The following is a 21,392-nucleotide window of genomic DNA, read 5'->3' on the forward strand; positions in this document are numbered from 1 at the left end:
TCGTTTTCTCTTTTGATTACGTCTTAGCCAAGCAGCGTCCAGAAATCACGAACCGGGTTGATGTTCTCATAGATATCGGTAACGTTGAAATCAGAAACATGCAGCTCGCTGTACGGGGTGGAACCCTCAGCCGGTTCGATATCATCGCGTACCGGCCAGCCGCCCAGCGTATTGAAGTACTTGTAGCCGGATACATCACCGTCTGCGCCGCCCATCATGAAGCGGACCAGCAGCTTGGCAGCATTCGGATGCTCGCACTCGCCGACAACGTACAGGGTGTTAATCTGCGGGATACCAGTGGTCGGCTCGAGGTTTACCGGAGCGAGGCACCAGTTGTTATCCTCGTTCTTACGCAGCTTGGAGGAAGCGCAGAAGCCGATCGGCGGATTGGTCTGACCCTTGGTACCTACAGCTTCCGCGATCTCGTCAGAAGAAGAGGTGAAGATGGGTTCGTTGTCATGCAGACGCTTGAGGAACTCATAGCCTGCGTTCTCGCAGCCGTCGGACAGCGTCAGCTCTTTACCGTACAACTCCTTGTAGGAAGCAGCCAGCTCATCCGGAACATCGCCTACGCAGAAACCGGTGATCCAGGAGCCCCATGCCAGATTATCCAGCGGGTTCTGCATCATGACACGGCCCTTCCAGTCCGGCTCGGTCAGCTGCCAGATATTCGTCACCGGAGAACCGTCCGGATAAGCTTCACTGTTGTAGAACAGCTGCGTCAGCTCGACATACATCGGGGTCTGCGTCTTGGTGTACTTTTCATCAATGTGCGACAGGATATCTGCCGGCTTGTAGTTATAGAACTTGCGCGGCAGAATATACTCGTTGTACAGCGTACCGTCCTGATCCTTGATATGCACCACGTCGGCAACGTGCTGACCGGCATCATACTCACGGGTAACCTTTTCCAGCAGCTCGTTGGTGGAAATATCGAACGGCTCTACTTCAACGCCGGGATACTTCTCCATAAAGGCATTGGCGACCTTGGTGATACGGGAGGAAATCGAATAGATGGTTACCTTGCCCTCTTCCTTCGCCTTCTCGTACAGTTCCTCATCGGTCTCATCCGTGTTGAAGATACCGGAGGACTCTTCCCACTCGCTCAGCTGGAGCGTGCCCGCTGCCGCTGCCTCATTCGGATCCTGCGCGGCATCACTGCCCGGGTCCTTCGTCGCTCCGCCTCCGCCGCACGCGGTCAGCGAGAACATCATTGTTGCTGCCAGAATACCTGCTAAAGTGCGCTTGTGCTGTAACATTTGTTTTTCCTCCTTCAGTTTCCTCTCTTTTTTTCTTGTGAAAGTGCGAATGGATGGTATGGTGCTTATTCAACCGAATACTTGATGAGGTTTTCGGTTTTCTTATCAAATACGTTGATCTTGGTGGTGTCGATCGACAGATAGACCACCTGATCCGGGTTGTAATGCGTAATGCCGAGTGCCTTGATGACCATGCTCACGCCGCCGACCTTGACGGTGACCAGAGTCTCGGAGCCGGCAGGCATCGAGGTGTAAATATGCGCTTCGATGTCGGACGGGGACTGACGCGAGGTGTTGATGGCAATCTGCTCCGGACGAATGCCGAGCACGGCATCGAACGATGCTTCCTGCGGCATATTCTCGTCCTTGAGATGATCAGCCGGGAATGTCATCCGACCCAGCACGCTGTTTACTGTCAGACCGGAAGCGGAAACCTCTGCCTTGCCGTCAACAAAGTTGATGCGCGGGTTGCCGATAAAGTCTGCCACATACAGATTGGCGGGGTTGTTGTACAGCTCCAGCGGATGTGCCACCTGAATGATGATGCCTTCGCGGAAAATCGCGATCTTGGTGGACATGGTCAGCGCCTCGACCTGATCGTGGGTAACGTAGATCATCGTCGTGCCGGTTTCGGTGTGCAGACGCTTGAGCTCGCTGCGCATATCCACGCGGAGCTTTGCATCCAGGTTGGACAGCGGCTCATCCATCAGCAGCAGATGCGGCTCGGAAGCGATAGCGCGGGCGATTGCAACACGCTGCTGCTGGCCGCCGGACAGCTCGGACGGATAACGGTCTACATACTGGCCGATCTGCATTCGTCCCAGGGCATCCTTGATGCGGCGATCTACCTCATCCTTGGGCAGCTTCTGGATATTCAGACCGAACGCGATGTTCTCGCGCACCGTCATATGCGGCCACAATGCGTAGGACTGGAATACCAGGTTGAGGTCACGTTCGCTCGGAGGCGCGAAATGAGCCTCCGCAGCGTTGACGATTTCCTTGCCGTCCATGTGAATGGTGCCGTTCTGCGGCTTCTCCAAGCCGGATACTACACGCAGCGTGGTAGTTTTGCCGCAGCCGGACGGGCCGAGCAGCGTCATAAAGTCACCGTCTTCAATCGTGAGGTTTACATCCTTCAGAATGTGGTTCTTACCGTAGAATTTATCAATATGCTTCAGTTCAATTTTGCTCATTTTCCAAACTCCTTTTTTCCGGTTATACCATGCGGATCAACCGCCCATGCTCTTCGCCAGATCTGCGTCGCCAAAGATATTCGCCAGTGCGTATACCAAGAATACGATGGAGAACATGACGATTGCCACGCAGTCAGAAGCCTGCGGAGAGTTACTGTTCTGATACTGGAATGCCAAATACGGCAGCGTGGAGGTTTTCGGGGTCATCAGCAGGATGATCAGATCGAGTTCCTTCATAATGGAAACGAAGATCAGCATGAAGCCCGAAATGAAGCCGCCCTTGGAAAGCGGGAATACAATGCGAATAAAGCGCTTGAAGAAGCCTGCGCCTGCAATCTCGGCTGCTTCCTCCAGCTCGCCGCCGATCTGCAGCATATTGGAGGTGCCGGCGCGGGAAGCGAACGGCAGATGCTTGACGACCGAGGTAATGGTCAGCAGGGCGAACGTGCCGTACAGGGACGGAACCAGTGTTACACCGAACAGCTGCTGCGGACGGGAGAACATCGACAGGAAGATACCGCCGAATGCGATGGACGGGATCAGATACGGAATAAATACCAGCTGCTCTACGACCTTGCCGTGCAGCTTGCCGCGGCCCTTGGCGCAGATATAACCGATGATCTGACCGAAGATGGTGCCGAATACACCGTTTACAAACGTCAGCTTGAGGGAATTGATCAGCGAATTGATAAAGTTAGCATTCTTGAAGATACCCGGCTGGCCTTCCATTACCGTTGCGATCGGATCGCCGATCCAGTAGTGCAGCGTCAGGTTGGACAGTGAGTAGTCGCCCTGCCGGAGCATAAAGGACTCGAGGATCAGCAGTGCGATCGGCATGATGATGCCGAAAACAAAGAACAGGAACAGCACGGCCGTGATCAGCAGCTTATGCTTGCCCAGACGGATCGGGGTGGAACGGCCGCCCTTGCCGCCGATGGTGGCGTAGGACTTGCGCGAGCCGATCAGCTTCTGGTTGACGAATACCGAGATCGAAGCGATGCAGATCATGATGAGTGCCATGGCAAACGCGGTCTGGGTATTCTGGGACTTGCTGTTCATGTACAGCTGGCTGGACAGGGTCACGAAATTGACCTTAGAGCCCAAGTAGTTGATAACGCCGAAGGTGCCGATCGCCTTGGAGAAGGTCAGGATAACGGCGGAAAGCATAGCCGGCAGTACCAGCGGGAAGGTGATCTTGCGGAGAATGGTCGCCTTGCCGGCACCCTGGATCTCGCCCATCTCCTCCAGCTCGGAGTTGATGGAGTTCAGTGCTGCGGAAACCAGCAGATACGCATATGCGTAATAATGAAGCGAAAGCACGGTGATGATCGCGACCGGGCCGTATGCCAGCCAGTCGGGAACATTGATGCCGAGACTCATCAGGAAGCCTGGCGAACCGCCGATGCGTTCGGTCTTGAACATGGTCAGCCATGCCTGCGATTTACACCAGCTCGGGATCATATAAGGAATGATAACTGCCAGCGAGAAGAACGGCTTGAAGGGAAGATCCGTGCGGACCATCAGCCATGCAAGAACCGATCCGATCAGGATGGCGAAGAACGATACGCAGACACCGATCAGCAGCGAATTGAACAGCGGCTGGAGCAGCATCTGCTTGGTCAGTGCGCTGCCGAGCAGGCGCTGCCAGTAATACAATGTGAACGATCCCGCTGTGCCGCCCGCCAGTCGTGCATCCTTCTGTGCCAGCGTAAACGAGGTCGAAATCATATCCAGCAGAGGAAGAACGATCAAGTAGGTCAGCAGCACAATCGCGATCAGCACGATCAGGTTATATGGGTTGGTGACAACCGCCTTGATCTGGTTCTTTAACCTTCTGGATTTGGAGTAGTTCTGATCTTTTGGTTTCATTTCAGTTTTGCCCCTCCTTCAAATTCCGATTGTATTGTTCCACCGCGGTTACCACTTCGGGCAGCGAGCCGATCTTGACATCCGGCTCATACCCCATGCCGCGGTACTTTTCGTCTTTGTGATAAATGCGAGGGTTATCGATCTGAATCATCAGCGGCCATCCGGCGTTCCGCACGCCGCGCACATCGCGAGAGATGGTATCTCCGACGTAGGCCGCCTGTTCTTTCCCGATTCTCATTTCGTTCAGCGCGATCTCGAAAATCTCCGGCCGCGGCTTGCGGATACCGCAGACGCTGCTCATCGTAATCGTTTCAAAATACTGCGCTATGCCGTGTTCCTCCAGAATGCGCGGTACGAAGGTCGTGCTCATAATGTTGGAGATTACACCCAGCCGATACCCGCGCTGCCTGAGAGCCTCCAGCGTTTCCTTCAGCCCCTCGCGTTTGACGATGTGCTTGCGGTATCGGTCGAACATGTAGCAGAGCTCCTCGCCCAGTCCCGCAAGTTTTTCTGCCGGAATGTCAAAGTCCTTCAGGAAGAACTTCTGCCAGATCACATCCGGCGGCAGCTCGATCAGTTCCTGTTCGGTATAGGCCTTGTATGCTTTGGCGCCTGCATTGATGTGCTCCAGAAGCTGCTCCGGCGTTTCTGCTGTGTAAATATGATTCATATGAAGGAAGCACCACAGTCGGCGGATATAATCGCGGTCACTCTCCGGGGTAGCGTCCTGTGTATGTACGGTTCCTCCAATATCGAAGAAAACAGCTTGTATCATAACAACTCCTCTCTCTTCCCTTTTTTCTTTACTCCTGCATTTTCATTTGCATCACGTTTTACGCAAACGTTTTCATTTCCTGATTCAACCGTACCACTATCTCCCGGCTATGTCAATAAAAAATCACATTCTCCTATCAAAGTTTTATGATATTCACAATTTACATCCAGGTGTTTTCGTTAATTATGCACAGTTGCTTTTCTCTCCACATTCCCGTATACTGTAATCAACGCAAACGTTTCCGTAGAAATGAGAAAGAAGGATTCGTATGAAATATGATCTTATGCTGATCGGACCCGCCACGCGGGACATCAATATCGACTATACCGGTCAGGAAGTCCGCGAAATCGGCGGCGCTGTATTCTTCTGTGCATACGCTGCCGCAGCCGCTTCCGCAAACCTTTTCGCTTCAGTCAAGATCCATCCGGACGATACCGATGTACTGGATGCATTTCATCTGGACAGCGACCATATCGCCGTGCTGCCCGCCCAATGCACCACCCTGATGCAGAACACCTACTTCACCGCCGACCGTGAACGCCGCAAGGCCGAATGCCTGGCACAGTCGGATGCCATCACTCCCGATCAGATCCCCGATGTGGACTGCGGCCTGTATCATCTGGCCGGTCTGCTGTACGGCGATTTCCCCAACGAGCTGATCCCCGCGCTTTCCAAAAAAGGCAAGGTATCCGCAGATATTCAGGGATTTCTCCGGCACAACGAAAACGGCCTGATGAACTTCCACGACTGGAAAGACAAGCTGACCTATCTCCCCTATTTTGACTTTCTCAAAACCGATGCGGCAGAAGCCGAGATCCTCACCGGTCTGACCGACCGCCGCGCTGCTGCCAAGCAGCTTTATGAATGGGGCGCAAAGGAGATCCTGATCTCGCACAACAGCGAAATGCTGGTCTATGACGGCAAGGACTATTATACCTGCCCGGTCAAGGCACGCAATCTGTCCGGCCGTACCGGACGCGGTGATACCACCTTCGGTGCTTATCTTGCCAAGCGCATGATGGGCGTTTCCATCCCGGATGCGCTGCTGTTCGCTACCGCAGCCGTTTCGCTCAAAATGGAAACCCCCGGTCCGCTGCAGGGTCCCGAACAGGCTGTCCTCGACTATATCAAGGAATTTTACGCCTGAGTCCATCCGGAACCGCTTCGGCACCCGGAACATATCTGATATTTTTCCCGCCTTCTGCCGTTATCCTTGTCTTTCCCCGGCAAATACGGTATTATATTCTTATTAAAACTACTATGGGAAGGAAGCGGCATCTATGCGACAGCACATTACCATCAAAGATATCGCCCGCATTGCCGGTGTTTCGACTTCTACCGTCTCCCGCGCACTCAGCAATTCGCCTGAACTGAGCGAGCAAACCCGCCAGCGGATCCTGGAAATCTGCCGACAGGAGGGCTACCGTGTCAATGCACTCGCACGCAGTCTGATCTGCAACAAAACCAACGTCATCGGCCTGATCGTTCCCGAGGTGACCAATCCGTTCTATGCCGAACTCTCTCTCGGCATCGAAACGCACGCACGCAGCCTCGGCTACAACATGATCCTGTGCAATGGGCAGAATGATCCCAAAGTGACCGAAGAGCTGTTCGGTTTCCTGATCAGTCATCAGGTTGACGGCATCATCCTTGCCAGCTCACAGCAGGATGCAGGAACCATGATCCAGAATTTCGCTCCACGACTGCCTACCGTTCTGCTCGGAACGCCGGCACTCGTCAGCGGCGATGAGGTCAACTCGGTCTGCATTGATAATCTGGCAGGCGGCCGTCTGGCAGCAGAGCATCTGCTGGAACTCGGCCACCGTGACATTGTCTATCTGGGCAACCGCCCCAACAGCCTGACGCACCAGCTTCGTCTGCGCGGCTTTACCGAAATGATGGAAAAAGCAGGTATCACCCCGCAGGTCATCGACAATCCGCATGGTTGCTCCTCGATCGACATCGGCTGTGCACTCAGCCGGAAGCTGTTCGCAAACGGCTGTTCCGCCACTGCGATCTTCGCCTCGACCGATTCCATGGCGCTCGGCGTATTGCAGGCAGCAGACGAATACGGCATCTCTATCCCCGAGGATATTTCCCTGCTCGGCTTTGACAACATCATTTATTCCGCACTGCCAAAGATCGAGCTTTCCACCATCGATCAGCGCAAGCAGCTTCTTGCAGAAGCCACCGTTGATCTGCTCACGCGCATCATTGATTCGGATGAGCAGGACGAGTTCACGCACCGCATGATCCGTCCGACACTGGTTTCGCGCAGCTCATGCCGCGCATCAAAAAAATAAATCCACAGCACTGCGCACCGACCGCCTTTCTCTCTTAACCCTTTTATCACACACAATACACCAACAGGTCAACCGCAGCGCTGCTGATTGAGAATGCCGCAGGATTCTGCGGCATTCTCATACACCAAAAGGAGGATCTTATGTACCGCATTGAAACCCATCTGCATACCACCTACATCTCCCGCTGCGGCTGGCTTGGCGCAGAGGCCATTATGAAGTATTATACCGCGTGCGGCTATGACGCGATCTGCGTCACCGACCACTACAACCGCGAATGCTTCGACTATGCCGAAATTGATCTGACCACCCCCGGCAGTAAAACGCAGGCCTTCCTGCAGGGCTATCACCGGCTGAAAAAAGTGTCCGAAAAATACAATATCCGCGTGTATGCGGGTGCTGAACTGCGTTTTGACGAATCGGACAACGATTACCTGCTGTACGGCTTTCACGATGCCCTGCTGGCCGATCCGGATCGCGTCATGCGCGAGGGTCTGGCGGCCTTTGCCCCGCAATACCGCGCAGACGGCGCACTGCTCGTGCAGGCACACCCGTTCCGCAAAAAATGCACCCCCGCTCCGGCTGAATATCTGGACGGCGTCGAGGTGCTCAACCTCAACCCCCGCCATGACAGCCATAACGATCTTGCGCTGGCCTATGCCAAGGAGCATCATCTCATCATGACGGCCGGATCGGACTGCCACCGTCCCGGTGATCAGGGTACGACCGGTATTCTGTCCGACACCCTCCCCGAAGACAGCTTCGGTCTTGCAGATCTGCTGCGTTCGGGCAACTATACCATCATCCGTCCCGAATGCACCGAGGATTGAGACAAAACGATACCATGTAAAAGCTGCTGTTGCCCCAACGCAACAGCAGTTTTTTTGTCGTACATCACGCTTTATTCCCGATGCACCGCAAACGTTTTCCGTTTGTATTTCACCTTTTATTCTTCTTGTTTCATGCAGTTTGCCTTTTCTATTGTTTATTCTGCATAAAAGTATTTTTATTTCATTGTATATTCCGTATACGTTTGCGCTTGTTTTGCACAAAGTAATCTGGTAGAATATCATCAGTAAAAAAAACAAGACTGAATTGAGGTAATTGTAATGCGTAAGAATTTTTCCAAGTTTCTGATGAACACCGCTATGTTTGAGCTGTCCTGCGATCCCGGCACCACTAAGCTGTTCACTGCACACCGCACCAGCCGCAAGTAAGCTGCTCCTCAGAAAACACAAACTCCGCAAGCGAAAACGCTTGCGGAGTTTTTTCTGTTCCGGGCAGCGACAGCCGCCGGCTGCGCCCCCGTTTATGGTTTATCTTTCAAAGGATCATGCTACAATGCGCTGCATGATGGTCGCCATCTCCGCACGGGTGATGGTAGACTTCGGCGCAAATACCTTGCCCGGCTTGCCCTGCACCAGACCGGTCTTTGCACAGTAGGCTACGCCTGCTGCTGCCCAGTCGGCAATCGTGCTGCCGTCGGTAAACTGCTTGACGATGCTGCTGTCTGCCGCGGTATCCTCACCGCTCAGCTTGCGCTGACGAGTCAGAAGCGTTGCCGCCTCCTGACGGGTCACACTGCGGTCGGGCGAGAATTTGCCGCCGCCGACACCCTGCATGATACCGGTCTTTTCTGCCCATGCAATCGCGGTGCGAGCCTGATGCGTTACCGGAACATCGCTGAAGCTGTCAGTCAGCTTGGTCTTGGGCTGGCCTGCCAGATTGTACAGTGCCTGTGCGACCTGTGCACGGGTCAGCGCCTTGTTCGCGCCGAACTCGTAAGCCTTATCACCGGAGAGCAGACCGTTTTTGGTGACATACTGCGCCGCATCATAGTACCATGCGCCTGCCGGAATATCGGTAAAGTCCTCTGCGTCCTTGCCTTCGCGCAGGGTGTTGCGAATCTCGTAGCTGTCCACTGCCTTGAAGCTGTTCCAGTTGTCCTCATCCTGCTTCTGGTAAGCGGTGCCCTTGATGGAATTCTCGCTGAACTCGATGATGGAGAATACCTGCTTATCCTCTTCATCGGTGTAGAAATCGGTGGAGTAGTCCGAACGAGCCGGAATGTACTCGTAGAACTTGTTGCCTACCGTACCGCCGGTCAGATAGGTCGTGCCGTCGCCGGTATTGACCTTAATGTCGTTCTTCACGGTAGAACGGATATAGATGTGGTCATGGCCGTTGAGGAACAGGTCAACGCCCATTGCGTCGAGCGAATACTCGCTGTCGTTGATGTAGTAATCTCGAACGTCCATCGGATCATGGTTGGAGGTATACGGGCCTGCGTGCGTCATAACGATGCGCCATTTCTTGTCGGAAGCATCCAGCACGCTCTTGCACCACTGGAGCTCTTTCTTCATGATCTCTGCCTTCTGATCCGCCGGAGTGACTTCGCCGTTCAGGATAACGAAGATAGCATCGCCATATTCGAAGTAGCCCATCGTGCGGTCGAACTGCGGATAGCCGGTCTTTGCGCCCGACATATTGAAGCGCTGTGCGAACGATACGAAATTCCAGTCGCCCTTCATCTCGTGGTTGCCCGCAACGGTAACGGTCGGATACTTGGCGTAGTAATCGCCCATAACCTCAAAGCAGGCCTCCCATTCGGTGGACTTGTAGCCGTTCTGGGTGGTGTCGCCTGCGGAGATCATCAGATCCGGGTTCGGGCAGATCTTGAGTGCCTGATCGATGGAGTACTTGAAGCTCATGTAGTTCTCTACGGACTCAGACTGCGGGTCAGAGTAGAAGATAACGCTGAAATTCTTATCCGAAGCGGACTTCGGTGCGGTGAACGACTTTTCCTCGCTCATGAAGCTGCCGCCGTCGCCTACGCGGTATACATACTCGGCAGACGGTTTCAGGCCGGTGATTTCCACACGATGTGCGGCTTTTTCCTTATAGCCTGCGGTTACGGATTCTACATAAGAGGTGCCGGACTTGCTCTCCCACTTGGAAGTGCCCTTGACCTTGTACTGGATAACGGTCTTGGTGACAGCGGGATCAGTCAGCCAGCTGAAGCGCAGGCCGCCCTGCTTGGTATCCGGCGTAATGGTGATCTGATCGGGTTCGCCCTTTACCTTGCCGTCATCAATATTCAGCACGATCGGCTCGGACTTGGTGTACGGCTTGGTTACGGTTTCCTTGTTGGTCTTAACCTCGATATAGTAGAACATATCGCCGGTCTTATCGGTCGGCAGAGAAGCGGTGTAGGTGCCATTCGATTCCTTCATGGCAACAGCGGTATCGACCTTGGAAGAATCATAGCCGTAGTACAGGGTCGCGCTCTGTACCTTGTCGCTGGTGACGATGCGGGCAGAGACCTCGGCCTTGCCTTTATGCGGTGCGGTGTTCAGCGCGCGGGAGATGATGCGCGTGCCGCTGACGGTGTAATCCACTGCCGGGAAGATAGAGGCATCATAGCCGCGCAGAACAGGCTGCTTGCCGGAGGCACTCCAGTCCCAAACCTTGCTCATATCCCAGCCGAGTGCTTCATAGGTGGACTTATCCTGCATTTTTGCGGCGGAAACATCCTCCCACTTAATCGGCTGCTCGGTCGGCTCGTTGCCGGACAGCAGCGTGCCCTCCCATGCAATATTGCCGGTGATGTTGGTAGCTGCCTCGTCGTCGAGCTGACCGACGATCTTATCCACGTCCGCAACGCCGTTGATAACGGTCTGTGCAGAAACGCTGTCCTTGAGCGTTTCACCGGCGTTGAACGAGCCTGCAATACCGCCCGCATGACCTACCGTGCCGCTCTTTGCGATGGTATCGACCGTACCGGCTGCAAAGCAGCGTGCCAGATAGCCGCCGCCGTCCTGAATGCCGGCAACGCCGCCCGCATCATACGGAGCGGAAACGTCTGCGTTGACATAGCAGTCCTCAACATGACCGACGATCGGGCCTTCGCCCTCCTTCAGCTTGCCGCAGATACCGCCTGCGGTGTGCGAGTTGGACAGATCCAGGCACTTTACCTCACCGGTGACAACACAGCCGGTAATCGTACCGTAGTTTACGCCTGCCAGCGCGCCGACATTCTGCTGACCGGTTACATAGCAGTCGAGCAGGGCAACATCCTTGATATATGCCTGATCGTCCTGATTGCCGACATAGCCGAACAGACCGGCATATTTCTTTTCATATTCTACGCGCAGTCCCTTGATCGCATGGAACTGACCGTCAAATGTGCCGGTAAAGCCCTGATCCTTTTTGGAAGCAATCGGCTTAAATCCTTTGACGCCGGTCATATCAATATCGGCAGTCAAAACATAATGTCCATCGCGGGGAGCGCCGTCCCTCCAGCTGCCGGACAGATAGAGCAGCTGGTCCGGGGTAGAGATTTCATAGCAGCCTGTTGCCTTATTATATACCGGCGGCTTTCCCTTGTCGCTGGCAGCAAAGGCTCCCGTCGGGAGCATCGTCAAAGCCATTGCAGCAGACAGCGCCAAACTGAGTATGCGTTTTTTCATGTATCTCGGACCCTCTTTCTTAAAATTTTGTTTCTTTCTCGATTCTGCAGCGAAATCTCATTCCTCCTCCCCGTGCAACAGATTCGTGTGGTTATGCATTCCGTTTTCTTTCTCGCAAACGTTTGCGTAACTTGTACTTATAATTCTATCCCTGTTCCGTCAGAAAAGCAATCTCACTTCTCACCAATCTTTTCAAGCAAAAATTATGCATTTCTTCCTCAACGCGTGTCCGCTGCTGCGCGCAGAAAAGCTCCCGCCGGAACCGATCAACCGTTCCAACGGGAGCTTTTCTGTAATTATCCCTGCTTGCGGGCAATGGCACGCAGAGCTGCCGCCGCAATATCCTCTGCAGTGAGGTTATACTGCTGCATAAGGAAATCCTGCGGGCCTACCTGACCGAAGCGGTTCTGGATGCCGATACGCTCCACCGGAACCGGATTCTTTGCGCTCGTCAGGTTGGTGATGGCAGAGCCGAGACCGGTGCCGACCTGATGGTTCTCTGCGGTGACGATGCAGCCGGTCTCTGCAGCCGCACGGAGCACCAGCTCCTCGTCAAGCGGCTTCCAGGTGTGCATGTCGATCACGCGGGCGGAAATGCCCTGTGCTGCCAGCTGCTCCTCTGCCTTGAGTGCCTCGTCTACCAGAATGCCGGAGGCAATAATGGTTACGTCCTTGCCGTCGCGCAGCGTAACACCCTTGCCGATCTCAAAATCCGAGCCATCCGCGTAAACCGTGGTGAAGCCCTTGCGGATCAGGCGCATGTAGGACGGACTGCCGCAGGCAGCCAGCTTCCTGGTCAGTGCCTTGGTCTGTGCAAAGTCGCACGAGTCGATAACGACCGCGTTCGGAATGTTCATGTACAGCGCACAGTCCTCAAACGGCATGTGGGTTGCGCCGTTGAACGCTGCGCAGACACCCGGGTCGGAACCGATCACATGCACCGGCAGCTCAGAGTAGCCTGCTGCCAGAAATGCCTGATCGAACATGCGCGGGCAGCAAAGCAGCCGAACGAGTGCGCGAATACGGTCAGGCCGGTGGCGGCCATGCCGGAGGCAACGCCCATGGCGTTCTGCTCCGCGATGCCTGCGTTAAAGGTCTGGGCCGGGAACGCCTTCAGCAGCTTTCCGGTGTTGATGCAGCCCATCAGGTCGCAGTCAACGTGCATCAGCTTGGGATTTTCCGCCATCATTTCGAGCATGGCTTCTACATAGCCGTCGCGGTTGGCGCGGCTGTCCTTTTCATGCTTGCCGATCAAAGCAAAACTCATTGTGTTCCCCTCCCTTACTTTTCGTTTTTCACTGCAGTCAGAGCGGCTTCGGATGCGGCGATCGCTTCATCCCACTGCTCCTTGGTCGGCTGCGAAGAATGTGCGCCGGACGGCTCGGCAAAGGTTGCGCCCTTGCCCTTTACCGTGTTCAGGATCAGGCAGGTCGGCTTGCCCTTGCATGCCTTCGCCTGCTCGAGCGCGTTATAGATCTGCTCAACATCGTTGCCGTCGGCTACGTCAATAACATTCCAGCCGAATGCGTCAAACTTGGCGCCGATACCCTTGCCGTGGCTCATAACGTCGGCAACCGCGCCGTCCAGCTGGCGGCCGTTGTTGTCCACGAGACAAACGAGGTTATCCAGCTTGTAGTGTGCGGCAAACTGCGCACCTTCCCAGATCTGGCCCTCGTCACACTCGCCGTCGCCTACGGCAACGTAAACACGGCTCGGACGATTCTGCGCACGATTGCCGAGCGCCGCGCCGATGGCTTCGCTCATGCCCTGACCGAGCGAACCGGTCGTCAGGTCAACGCCGATGGTCTTGCTGCGGTCGGTATGCGACGGGAAATTCGTGTTCGGCTGGTTGAGCGTGTACGCGCTCTCCATCGGGTAATATCCCTTGAGACCGAGCGTCGCATACATGACCGGGCCGCCGTGTCCCTTGGACAGAACGAACCAGTCGCGGTCCTCCCAGCGGGGATTCTTCGGGTCGATATGCATAACCTCGCCATACAGCACCGCCATAGCATCCGCCATCGACATCGAGCCGCCCACATGGCCGAAGCCGCGCGACGCGATCACCTTGAGCGTTTCCAGACGGATTTCCGCCGCAAACACGCGCAGCTCGTGCAGTTTTTGCTTATCCATTGCTTTCCTCCTTGAAATTACGGTTTGCAGAACAAAACCCGCCCTTCCGCAATAAAAAGGACGGGTCTTGTTAGTTTTTATCGGTGATATTGCCGCTTTCGTACCGGTCTGCCGGTTAGACATACTCCATTTTGACATGGAACCGTCAGACCTTCCTTATACCGCAGTTCTCACAGAATTTACTTTATGTTTTAGCCGATGCGAGCGATCTTCTTCGCCAGTTCCTTCTTCATTTCCATGTTGGACTGACGAGCGATCATGATGCGCTGTGCCTGCGGCGAGCCTGCGCCGTGCATGGACTCGGGCAGGTAGCCGACAGCAGCCGTGCCCATGGTCATGTTCTCGATCAGGCGCAGCAGACGCATGCGGTCCTCGGTCGGAACGGAAGCCACACCCTTGAGGTACTTCTCGATGTAATCGTGGGTTGCCGGGTTGCGGTAATCTGCCTCGGACGGCTGAGTAACCATGATGCCGCCGGCCAGATCCTGTGCCAGACGAGCGATCTCATACGGGAAGCGGGTGACATTCTGCTTGCAGACGTTTGCCAGCAGCAGATCAATGAGGTAGTTGCCGCTCTTGGTCTTGGTGCCCTGAGAGGAGCACGCAATACCGCAGCAGTACAGGGTCTCGTTCAGGTGCGTCATCTCGATCAGCTTGTCCTTGACGTGGGACGCCTTCGCAGAGCCTGCCATTTCACCGGCAAGTGCGGTCGCGCCGATGAGCACATCACCGACGCCGACCTTGCAGCCGCCATAGGACTGACGGTGATAGCCTGCAAAGCGCTCTACCATCATGCCTGCGAACTGGGTCTCGCCGTTGAGGAAAATCATGTCATTCGGGATAAATACACGGTCGAAAATAACCAGAACCTCGTGACCGCCGTAAACCTTGTTGCCGACATCAATGTCGTTGTATTCCTCGGTCTTGCGAGTGTCGCAGGACTGACGGCCCAGAATCAGGGTGATGCCTTCCGCATCGGTCGGGCATGCGAAGGAAATCGCGTAATCTTCGTCGCCTTCACGCATGGAAATGGTCGGCATGACGAGAACGTAGTGGCTGTTCAGATAGCCGGTTTGGTGCGCCTTCGCGCCGGTAACGTAAACGCCGTCAGCGGTGCGCTCGACAACGTGCAGGAACAGGTCGGGATCCGCCTGCTTGGACGGAGACAGACCGCGGTCGCCCTTGACGTCGGTCATAGCGCCGTCAACACCCCAGTCATTGTTCTGTACATCGGTCCAGAACTTGACGAAATTCTCGTGGTACTTGGTGCCGCAAGCCTCGTCGGTCTCGAACGTAGTCGAATAAACGGCGTTTGCCGCGTCCATGCCGACACAGCGCTGGAAGCAGGCTGCGGTCTTCTGACCGAGCAGACGCTGCATTTTTACCTTTTTGATCAGGTCATCGGTGGACTGATGCAGATGGGTAAAACGGTTTACCTTTTTGCCGGTCAGATTGGACGTTGCCGTCATCAGATCTTCGTACTGCGGGTCCTCTGCCAGCTCGTACGTTGCCGCAAACGAGTTAAGCGACGGACGAACGATCGGGTTGTCCACGACGTTCTCGACCTTCTTGCCGAAGCTGTACAGATTGAGGTGCAGCTTTCGCAGGGATTCGATGTACTGGTCTTTTGTCATCATGATATCATCTTCCTTGTCCTTTTTCTTTCTTTTCAATAGGAAAAAGCGCCGATTCACCGATTTTGATAACATATTTGAGGAGACATGAAGGGAATAGTCTTTGTAATGGAAAAGTTCGGTTTCTCGGCGCATATCCACAGAATTTATACGTCCATGAGCAGATGTGTGAGATAAACACAGCAGCCGGAGAGCACGATCAGCAGCAGCAAAATCACATGAATATAGATGATTTGAAAACGAGAGAATGTCTTTTTCATCGTTATGACCTCCTGCTGTATGTTGAATTATAATTGGTTACACCTTGAGTTTTTCACCGAAGCGCTTCTCGAATTCCTCGGCAAGTTCTTCGCGGAATTTTGGATGCGCAATGGCAATCAGACGCTTTGCGCGCTCGCGGAGTGTTTGACCGCGAAGCTGCGCCACGCCGTACTCGGTGACAATGTAATTGACATCGCAGCGGCTGGTGGTAACCGGGCCGCCGGTGGTGATGGTTGTAACAATCTTAGACGCAGACTCGTCCTTGGTGGTTGAGTGCAGCGCAATGATGGAGCGACCGCCCTTGGACAAGTTTGCGCCGCGCACAAAGTCCATCTGGCCGCCAATACCGGAAATCTGGCGCAGACCGATTGCCTCGGCGCAGACCTGACCCTGCAGATCCACCTCAACGCACGAGTTAATGGAAACCACGTTGTCGTTCTCCGCGATAACCGCCGGATTGTTGCAAACATCCACCGGAAGCATGTTGATAATTGGGTTGTTATCCACAAAATCATACAACTTGCGCGTGCCCATCAGGAAGGTTACGCTCACCTTTCCGACGTCGCGCTGCTTGCGCTTGCCGTTGATGTTTCCATTTTCAAGCAGCGGCAGCACGCCGTCCGAAATCATCTCGGTATGCAGACCAAGGTCGTGCTTGTCGCCGAGGAACGAGCAGACCGCATCCGGCACCGCACCGATGCCCAGCTGCAGGCAGTCACCATCACGCACGAGTTCAGCGATATATTTGCCGATTGCACGGTCTTCCTCGCCGATTTTCGGCGGCGCGGACTCCGGCAGCGGCTCCCACGAGCACAGGAAGCCGTCAATCTCGGATACATGAACGAAGCTCTCGCCATAGGTGCGCGGCATGTTCGGGTTGACCTCGGCAATGACCGTTTTCGCGGATTTGACCGCCTGTGCGCCGTAGTCGCAGGACAGACCGAGCGACACATAGCCGCGCTCGTCCGGAGGCGAGCAGGTAAACGCAAAAACATCAACCGGCAGCGTGTTGTCGCGGAACATGCGCGGCACGTCCGAGAAAAACGCCGGGGTGTAGTCTGCACGGTTTTCCGCGATCGGCTTGCGGGCCGGACCGCCGACAAACAACGCGTTGTGGCGGAAATGACTTTCCATGCCCGGCTGCAGATACTCGCCCGAGCCAAGGTATACCATGTGTGCAACTTCCACGTTATGGAACTGCTCTGCCATTCGCGCCATTGTGCGCTGGAATACAATGGGTTCGCCAACCGCGTGACCGAACACAACGCGGTCGCCGTCATGGATCACACCAACCGCCTGCTCAGGCGTCATCGTGTGCTCTTTATAGTATGCTCTCCAATCCATTTCTCGTCCCTCCCGCGCTCAAAATGCCTTGCGGTAGATGTCGAGCAGATCGTCTTCTGACAGCTCCACATAGTTGTTGCCGAGCAGGCGCTGCTGGGTTTCGATGACATTCTTTGCAAAGACCGGCAATTCATCAGCGGTTACCCCGTGTTCGTGCAGGGGATCCTTTTTCAGTACCTCGTCCATCAATTCGTACAGATTTTCGAGTGCAAATACCGGTTCAACATCCAGTTCTGCGCTCAGAAGTTCTTCCAGCTGATTCAACTTGCCGATGGGCTTCTTTTCCTGATACTTGCGCATTACGTCCGCGAACATCAGCTGATTTGCCTGACCGTGCGGAATGTGGTGCACGCCGCCGAGCGGATACGCCATCGCGTGAACAGCCGCACAGCCCGCGTGACCAAACGCGATGCCTGCATAGTTGGAGGCGCGCAGGAACTCAAGTGCATGCTTCTTCCACGCATCCTTGCCGCCGCTTGCTACCGCGTCCTTCCAGCAGGACAGGATCAGGTGCAGTGCCTTTTCGGAGAACAGCTCGCTCAGTGCGCAGGCGTTCGGAGAAAGGTAGCTTTCGACCGCGTGGACCATGGCGTCAATGGAAGAAGTTGCAAAAACCGGATACGGCAGGCTGAGCAGCATGCCCGGCACGAGCGCCGCCTCGTCCGCAAACATCGCCGGAGACACCAGACCAACCTTGACGCCCTTAGTCGTACGGTTGATGATGGAAATGTTGGTAACCTCAGAGCCGGTGCCACAGGTAGTCGGCACGATGATCAGCTCATGCTCCTTCTCAAGGTTTGCCATGCGGTCGTACAGATCGTCCACACGGTCGGTGGACTTGGCAACGGTCAGCACCTTGGCGATGTCGATTACTGTACCGCCGCCGACCGCGATAATGCGGTCAAACTCCTTGCCGCGCAGGTCGTCGAGGATGGCGTCAACCATGACGTCGGTCGGCTCACCGCCGCCGAACTTTTCCTGAAAGCAGGTGTGGCAGCCGAGATTCAGCGCCGCGATTGTCGGATTGTAAATATATTCATTTGTCAGAATCAGGTCTTTCGCGCCGAGGCTTAATTCCTTCGCCAGCGTGCGAAAATCGACGTATTCCGTAATAGAAGGTACGATTTTGAAGGCTTTCACGTTATTTCACCGCCTTAAATATCCGGAAAATACTTCGCGTCGGCCTTAGTTACCCACTCATACTCGGGCACAACGGTCGTCACGATGTTCTTGTCGTCCTGCAGGCGGATGCACCACAGGTAATACTCCGCGTAGCCGGGAGCCGCAGCCTGAGAATGGGTCACGTTTTCCGGCATGCCGGTCAGGTCGTTGTTCTTTACCTTAAAGGCATCGTCGCCATATTCCGCCAGACCGTAGCCGTTTTCCGGCAGGAACTTGTAGTAGTACAGCTCCGGCTCAACGTGCTGATGCGGTGGATAAGAGGACCACTTGCCGGGGAAATGCACCACTTCACCGATGAAAAAGTTAGTCTCCGGGCAGTTGGAGCGGTCAAAGAAGGTGCGTACCAGACGGGTCGAGCACTCGTTCATCTGACCGGCGCCGCGCTCCTCATTCGCGCACAGGCAGTCCTCCGGACGCAGCAGACGAGCTGCGAAATCACGCTTGTTTTCCGTGCGGGAAACGGCGATTTCCACGTCGTTTTCGGCAGAAATTGTCACCTTGGTGTTCTGCGGAACGTGCAGCAGGATCGCACCCTCGTGGAACACGTCACGGCGGGTAACGGTCTCAGACTTGCCGTTCCACTCGAAGGTCACGCTGCCGCTCATCAGGTCGTAAACGACCTCCTGCGCGTAGTCGAAGTGCATCACGTCGCCCGCTGCCATCTTGACAACACCGAACTCCATGCCCATCATTTCCGGGTTCTCGACTGCGGAGACCATGCCGTTGTAGCCCTTATCGAAGGGGGCCTTGTGCGTATATTTCATAATTCTTGCTCCTCTTTTCTTTGCTCGATACCTTATTATATAAGCGAAGCCGCCCGTCCGAAAACGGGCGGCTCATATTGAATCTGCGTTTAATTAGTACATGCGTGCTTCTGCCAGATGATCGTCGATGCGCTTGCGTGCAGCCTTTACCTCGTCAGACTTGGAGGTGGACGCTACGCCGATGTGCCACCAGGACTCGTAGCCCTCAGCCATGGTCTTGGGCAGAACCTTTGCGTCGATGATGCAGGAAACACTTTCCTTCTTGGCGTCCTGAACGGCCTTGCGGAATTCGTCCGGGGTCTTGGCGTAGAACGCCTTCATGCCGAAGCCTTCACCGATCTTGCCGAAGTCGGTGTAGCAGTAATCGCCGTCCAGCTTGCCGGTGGTCTCGTTGCGGTGACGCATTTCGGTCGCCAGAGAGCCAACGCCGTTGCCCATCTGCAGGTTGTTGATGCAGCCAAACGCGCAGTTGTCGAATACAACAACGGTGATCTTCGCGTTCTCCTGCATTGCGGTCGGGATCTCGGAGTTGAGCATCATAAACGAGCCATCGCCAACGAGTGCGTATACTTCCTTATCCGGCTCAGCCAGCTTGGCGCCGAACGCACCGGCAATCTCGTAGCCCATGCAGGAAGCGCCGTATTCCATGTTGTAGGAGTTCGGTGCGTCGGTGACCCACAGACGCTCGAGGTCTGCCGGCAGCGAGCCTGCTGCTGCAACCACGATTGCGTCGTCGTCTGCCTCCTCGCGGAGAATGCCGACCGCATTGGACTCAGTGATGGTGCCGCCGATCTGGTCAACAAAATCGTTCATGATCTTCTCGGTCCAGCTGGGAACGCACGGCACGAACTTGCCCTCGCCGAAGCCTTCGCCCTTGTACTGAACGCCCAGAACACGCAGACGCTCCTCTTCCCAAACCTTGCGGATATCCTGAATTTCGGTGGTGTAGCCGGACTTATAGCCGTCTGCCTTGAGTTTTTCCATGATAGCCTCGAGCGTTACCTTTGCGTCACCGATGCAGCGGGTTGCGTCCAGCTTTTCCGCGTGGAACTCAGAGGTGTTGATAGCGAGAACCTTAATATCCGGGTTGCGGAACAGCACCCACTTGGAGCCGGTAACGAAGTCGTTGAAGCGAGTGCCGACACCGATAACGAGGTCGCAGTCCTTGCAGAGTGCGTTCGCCGCCAGACCGCCGGTTACGCCGATGCCGCCGACCGCCAGTTCAAACGAATCCGGCAGGCAGGAGTGGCCGGCCTGTGTCTGAGAAACCGGAATATTGAACGCCTTGCAGAAGTCCATTGCGGTCTGACCGGCCTCGGAGTAACGAACGCCGCCGCCTGCAATGAACATCGGCTTCTTGGAAGCCTTGATCATCTCAACTGCCTTCTCGATATCGTAGTCATCCGCTACGCGGCGTGCAACGTGATGTACGCGCTTCTGGAAGAAGTAATCCGGGAAGTCGAAGCTCTCACCCTGTACATCCTGCGGAAGCGAGATAACAGCGGTGCCGCAGTTTGCGGTGTCGGTCAGGACACGCATTGCGTTGACCATCGCGCTCATCAGCTGCTCCGGACGAGAAATGCGGTCCCAGTACTTGGCAACCGGCTTGAAGCAGTCCGAAGCGGACATGGACAGGTCGTTCGGAACCTCGAGCTGCTGGAGAACCGGATCCGGCTGACGGGTTGCAAAGTAATCGGACGGGAACAGCAGCAGCGGGATATTATTGATGGTAGCGGTCAGTGCTGCGGTTACCATGTTCGCTGCGCCAACGCCGATAGACGAGGTGCAGGCGATGATCTTGCGGCGGTTGTGCTGCTTTGCGTAGCTGATGGCGGCGTGTGCCATGCCCTGCTCGTTGCGGCCCTGGTAAACTCTCAGGTGGCCCGGATCCTCCTCCAGTGCCTGACCGAGACCGACTACCATACCGTGACCGAAGATCGTGAACATGCCGTCTACGAAGGGTTCCTCTTTGCCGTCCATCTCAATGTACTGCTGATTCAGGAACTTTACGATTGCCTGACCGACTGTCATTCTGGTTTTGCTCATTGTGTTTTCCTCCTCAAATGCTTTACTCTTTTTCCCTGCCGAGGCTCTTTCTTTTCGCTCCCGGCGGTGTTCTCTTTTGATGATTTAAGTTTAGCATTTGAGCGTTTGCTTTTCTTCTAACATCTTGAGAAATCGCCTTTTTTCTTATATTTTTACGTTACAT

The 21,392-nt window shown here is 55.0% G+C and carries 16 protein-coding genes; 3 read left to right on the forward strand and 13 right to left on the reverse strand.

The window, feature by feature from the left end:
* Positions 1-23: 23 nt before the first annotated feature.
* The 4 genes from DW806_RS02920 to DW806_RS02935 form a co-directional block, all read right to left on the reverse strand.
* Entirely contained in the window at positions 24-1,259 is a 1,236-nt protein-coding gene (locus DW806_RS02920) for an ABC transporter substrate-binding protein (protein ID WP_118729042.1), read from the reverse strand.
* Positions 1,260-1,324: 65 nt separating this feature from the next.
* Complete coding sequence (locus tag DW806_RS02925) at positions 1,325-2,452, reverse strand: ABC transporter ATP-binding protein (RefSeq protein ID WP_110436250.1); 1,128 nt, start codon at positions 2,450-2,452, stop codon at positions 1,325-1,327.
* 36 nt (positions 2,453-2,488) lie between these two features.
* Positions 2,489-4,321 (reverse strand): ABC transporter permease, encoded by a 1,833-nt coding sequence (locus DW806_RS02930; protein WP_118729043.1) that lies wholly within the window; start codon positions 4,319-4,321, stop codon positions 2,489-2,491.
* Position 4,322: 1 nt separating this feature from the next.
* Complete coding sequence (locus tag DW806_RS02935; RefSeq protein WP_118284896.1) at positions 4,323-5,096, reverse strand: HAD family hydrolase; 774 nt, start codon at positions 5,094-5,096, stop codon at positions 4,323-4,325.
* 268 nt (positions 5,097-5,364) lie between these two features.
* Between DW806_RS02935 and DW806_RS02940 the strand changes: the two genes are divergently transcribed.
* From DW806_RS02940 to DW806_RS02950, 3 genes are all read left to right on the forward strand, one after another.
* The gene (locus DW806_RS02940; RefSeq protein WP_192924436.1) at positions 5,365-6,243 is read left to right on the forward strand and encodes a PfkB family carbohydrate kinase; all 879 of its coding nucleotides are present in this window, start codon (positions 5,365-5,367) and stop codon (positions 6,241-6,243) included.
* 133 nt (positions 6,244-6,376) lie between these two features.
* Positions 6,377-7,399, forward strand: a complete 1,023-nt coding sequence (locus DW806_RS02945) for a LacI family DNA-binding transcriptional regulator (protein ID WP_118284898.1) — start codon at positions 6,377-6,379, stop codon at positions 7,397-7,399.
* Positions 7,400-7,539: 140 nt separating this feature from the next.
* Positions 7,540-8,226 carry a PHP domain-containing protein gene (locus DW806_RS02950; protein WP_117751218.1) on the forward strand — a complete coding sequence of 229 codons (687 nt, stop codon included), beginning with the start codon at positions 7,540-7,542 and terminating at the stop codon, positions 8,224-8,226.
* Between the two features lie 501 nt (positions 8,227-8,727).
* Here the strand turns inward: DW806_RS02950 and DW806_RS02955 are convergent.
* The 9 genes from DW806_RS02955 to iolD all read right to left on the reverse strand — a co-directional run bounded on the left by DW806_RS02955 (position 8,728) and on the right by iolD (position 21,229).
* Positions 8,728-11,865, reverse strand: coding sequence for an S-layer homology domain-containing protein (locus tag DW806_RS02955; protein ID WP_118729044.1), 3,138 nt, complete (start codon positions 11,863-11,865; stop codon positions 8,728-8,730).
* 296 nt (positions 11,866-12,161) lie between these two features.
* Entirely contained in the window at positions 12,162-12,851 is a 690-nt protein-coding gene (locus DW806_RS15600; protein ID WP_330425272.1) for a transketolase family protein, read from the reverse strand.
* Positions 12,797-13,132 carry a hypothetical protein gene (locus DW806_RS15605; protein ID WP_330425273.1) on the reverse strand — a complete coding sequence of 112 codons (336 nt, stop codon included), beginning with the start codon at positions 13,130-13,132 and terminating at the stop codon, positions 12,797-12,799. The genes DW806_RS15600 and DW806_RS15605 overlap by 55 nt, the downstream gene beginning before the upstream one ends.
* 14 nt (positions 13,133-13,146) lie before the next feature.
* Positions 13,147-13,998: a transketolase gene (locus DW806_RS02965; protein WP_118479036.1), complete on the reverse strand. Its 852-nt coding sequence runs from the start codon at positions 13,996-13,998 to the stop codon at positions 13,147-13,149.
* A 191-nt stretch (positions 13,999-14,189) separates the two neighbouring features.
* A complete protein-coding gene (locus DW806_RS02970) occupies positions 14,190-15,635 on the reverse strand; it encodes a 4-hydroxyphenylacetate 3-hydroxylase family protein (protein WP_118479034.1) in 1,446 nt (481 codons plus the stop codon).
* A gap of 294 nt (positions 15,636-15,929) precedes the next feature.
* Positions 15,930-17,237, reverse strand: coding sequence for an acetyl-CoA hydrolase/transferase family protein (locus DW806_RS02975; protein WP_118360749.1), 1,308 nt, complete (start codon positions 17,235-17,237; stop codon positions 15,930-15,932).
* 18 nt (positions 17,238-17,255) lie between these two features.
* Entirely contained in the window at positions 17,256-18,377 is a 1,122-nt protein-coding gene (locus DW806_RS02980; protein WP_118729045.1) for a 4-hydroxybutyrate dehydrogenase, read from the reverse strand.
* Positions 18,378-18,391: 14 nt separating this feature from the next.
* Complete coding sequence (locus DW806_RS02985; RefSeq protein ID WP_118729046.1) at positions 18,392-19,183, reverse strand: 5-deoxy-glucuronate isomerase; 792 nt, start codon at positions 19,181-19,183, stop codon at positions 18,392-18,394.
* Positions 19,184-19,276: 93 nt separating this feature from the next.
* Positions 19,277-21,229: a 3D-(3,5/4)-trihydroxycyclohexane-1,2-dione acylhydrolase (decyclizing) gene (gene iolD, locus DW806_RS02990; RefSeq protein WP_118729047.1), complete on the reverse strand. Its 1,953-nt coding sequence runs from the start codon at positions 21,227-21,229 to the stop codon at positions 19,277-19,279.
* Positions 21,230-21,392 lie beyond the last annotated feature (163 nt).

Source organism: Butyricicoccus sp. AM32-19 (assembly GCF_003480365.1).
In the GTDB taxonomy this organism is placed as follows: domain Bacteria; phylum Bacillota; class Clostridia; order Oscillospirales; family Butyricicoccaceae; genus Agathobaculum; species Agathobaculum butyriciproducens.

Coding starts and splice junctions, on each gene's coding strand:
- DW806_RS02945 (WP_118284898.1), top strand. CDS start 6,377: ATGCGACAGCACATTACCATCAAAGATATCGCCCGCATTGCCGGTGTT.
- iolD (WP_118729047.1), bottom strand. CDS start 21,229: ATGAGCAAAACCAGAATGACAGTCGGTCAGGCAATCGTAAAGTTCCTG.
- DW806_RS02950 (WP_117751218.1), top strand. CDS start 7,540: ATGTACCGCATTGAAACCCATCTGCATACCACCTACATCTCCCGCTGC.
- DW806_RS15600 (WP_330425272.1), bottom strand. CDS start 12,851: ATGTTCGATCAGGCATTTCTGGCAGCAGGCTACTCTGAGCTGCCGGTG.
- DW806_RS02920 (WP_118729042.1), bottom strand. CDS start 1,259: ATGTTACAGCACAAGCGCACTTTAGCAGGTATTCTGGCAGCAACAATG.
- DW806_RS02935 (WP_118284896.1), bottom strand. CDS start 5,096: ATGATACAAGCTGTTTTCTTCGATATTGGAGGAACCGTACATACACAG.
- DW806_RS02970 (WP_118479034.1), bottom strand. CDS start 15,635: ATGATGACAAAAGACCAGTACATCGAATCCCTGCGAAAGCTGCACCTC.
- DW806_RS02940 (WP_192924436.1), top strand. CDS start 5,365: ATGAAATATGATCTTATGCTGATCGGACCCGCCACGCGGGACATCAAT.
- DW806_RS02965 (WP_118479036.1), bottom strand. CDS start 13,998: ATGGATAAGCAAAAACTGCACGAGCTGCGCGTGTTTGCGGCGGAAATC.
- DW806_RS02925 (WP_110436250.1), bottom strand. CDS start 2,452: ATGAGCAAAATTGAACTGAAGCATATTGATAAATTCTACGGTAAGAAC.
- DW806_RS02975 (WP_118360749.1), bottom strand. CDS start 17,237: ATGGATTGGAGAGCATACTATAAAGAGCACACGATGACGCCTGAGCAG.
- DW806_RS02985 (WP_118729046.1), bottom strand. CDS start 19,183: ATGAAATATACGCACAAGGCCCCCTTCGATAAGGGCTACAACGGCATG.
- DW806_RS02930 (WP_118729043.1), bottom strand. CDS start 4,321: ATGAAACCAAAAGATCAGAACTACTCCAAATCCAGAAGGTTAAAGAAC.
- DW806_RS15605 (WP_330425273.1), bottom strand. CDS start 13,132: ATGAGTTTTGCTTTGATCGGCAAGCATGAAAAGGACAGCCGCGCCAAC.
- DW806_RS02955 (WP_118729044.1), bottom strand. CDS start 11,865: ATGAAAAAACGCATACTCAGTTTGGCGCTGTCTGCTGCAATGGCTTTG.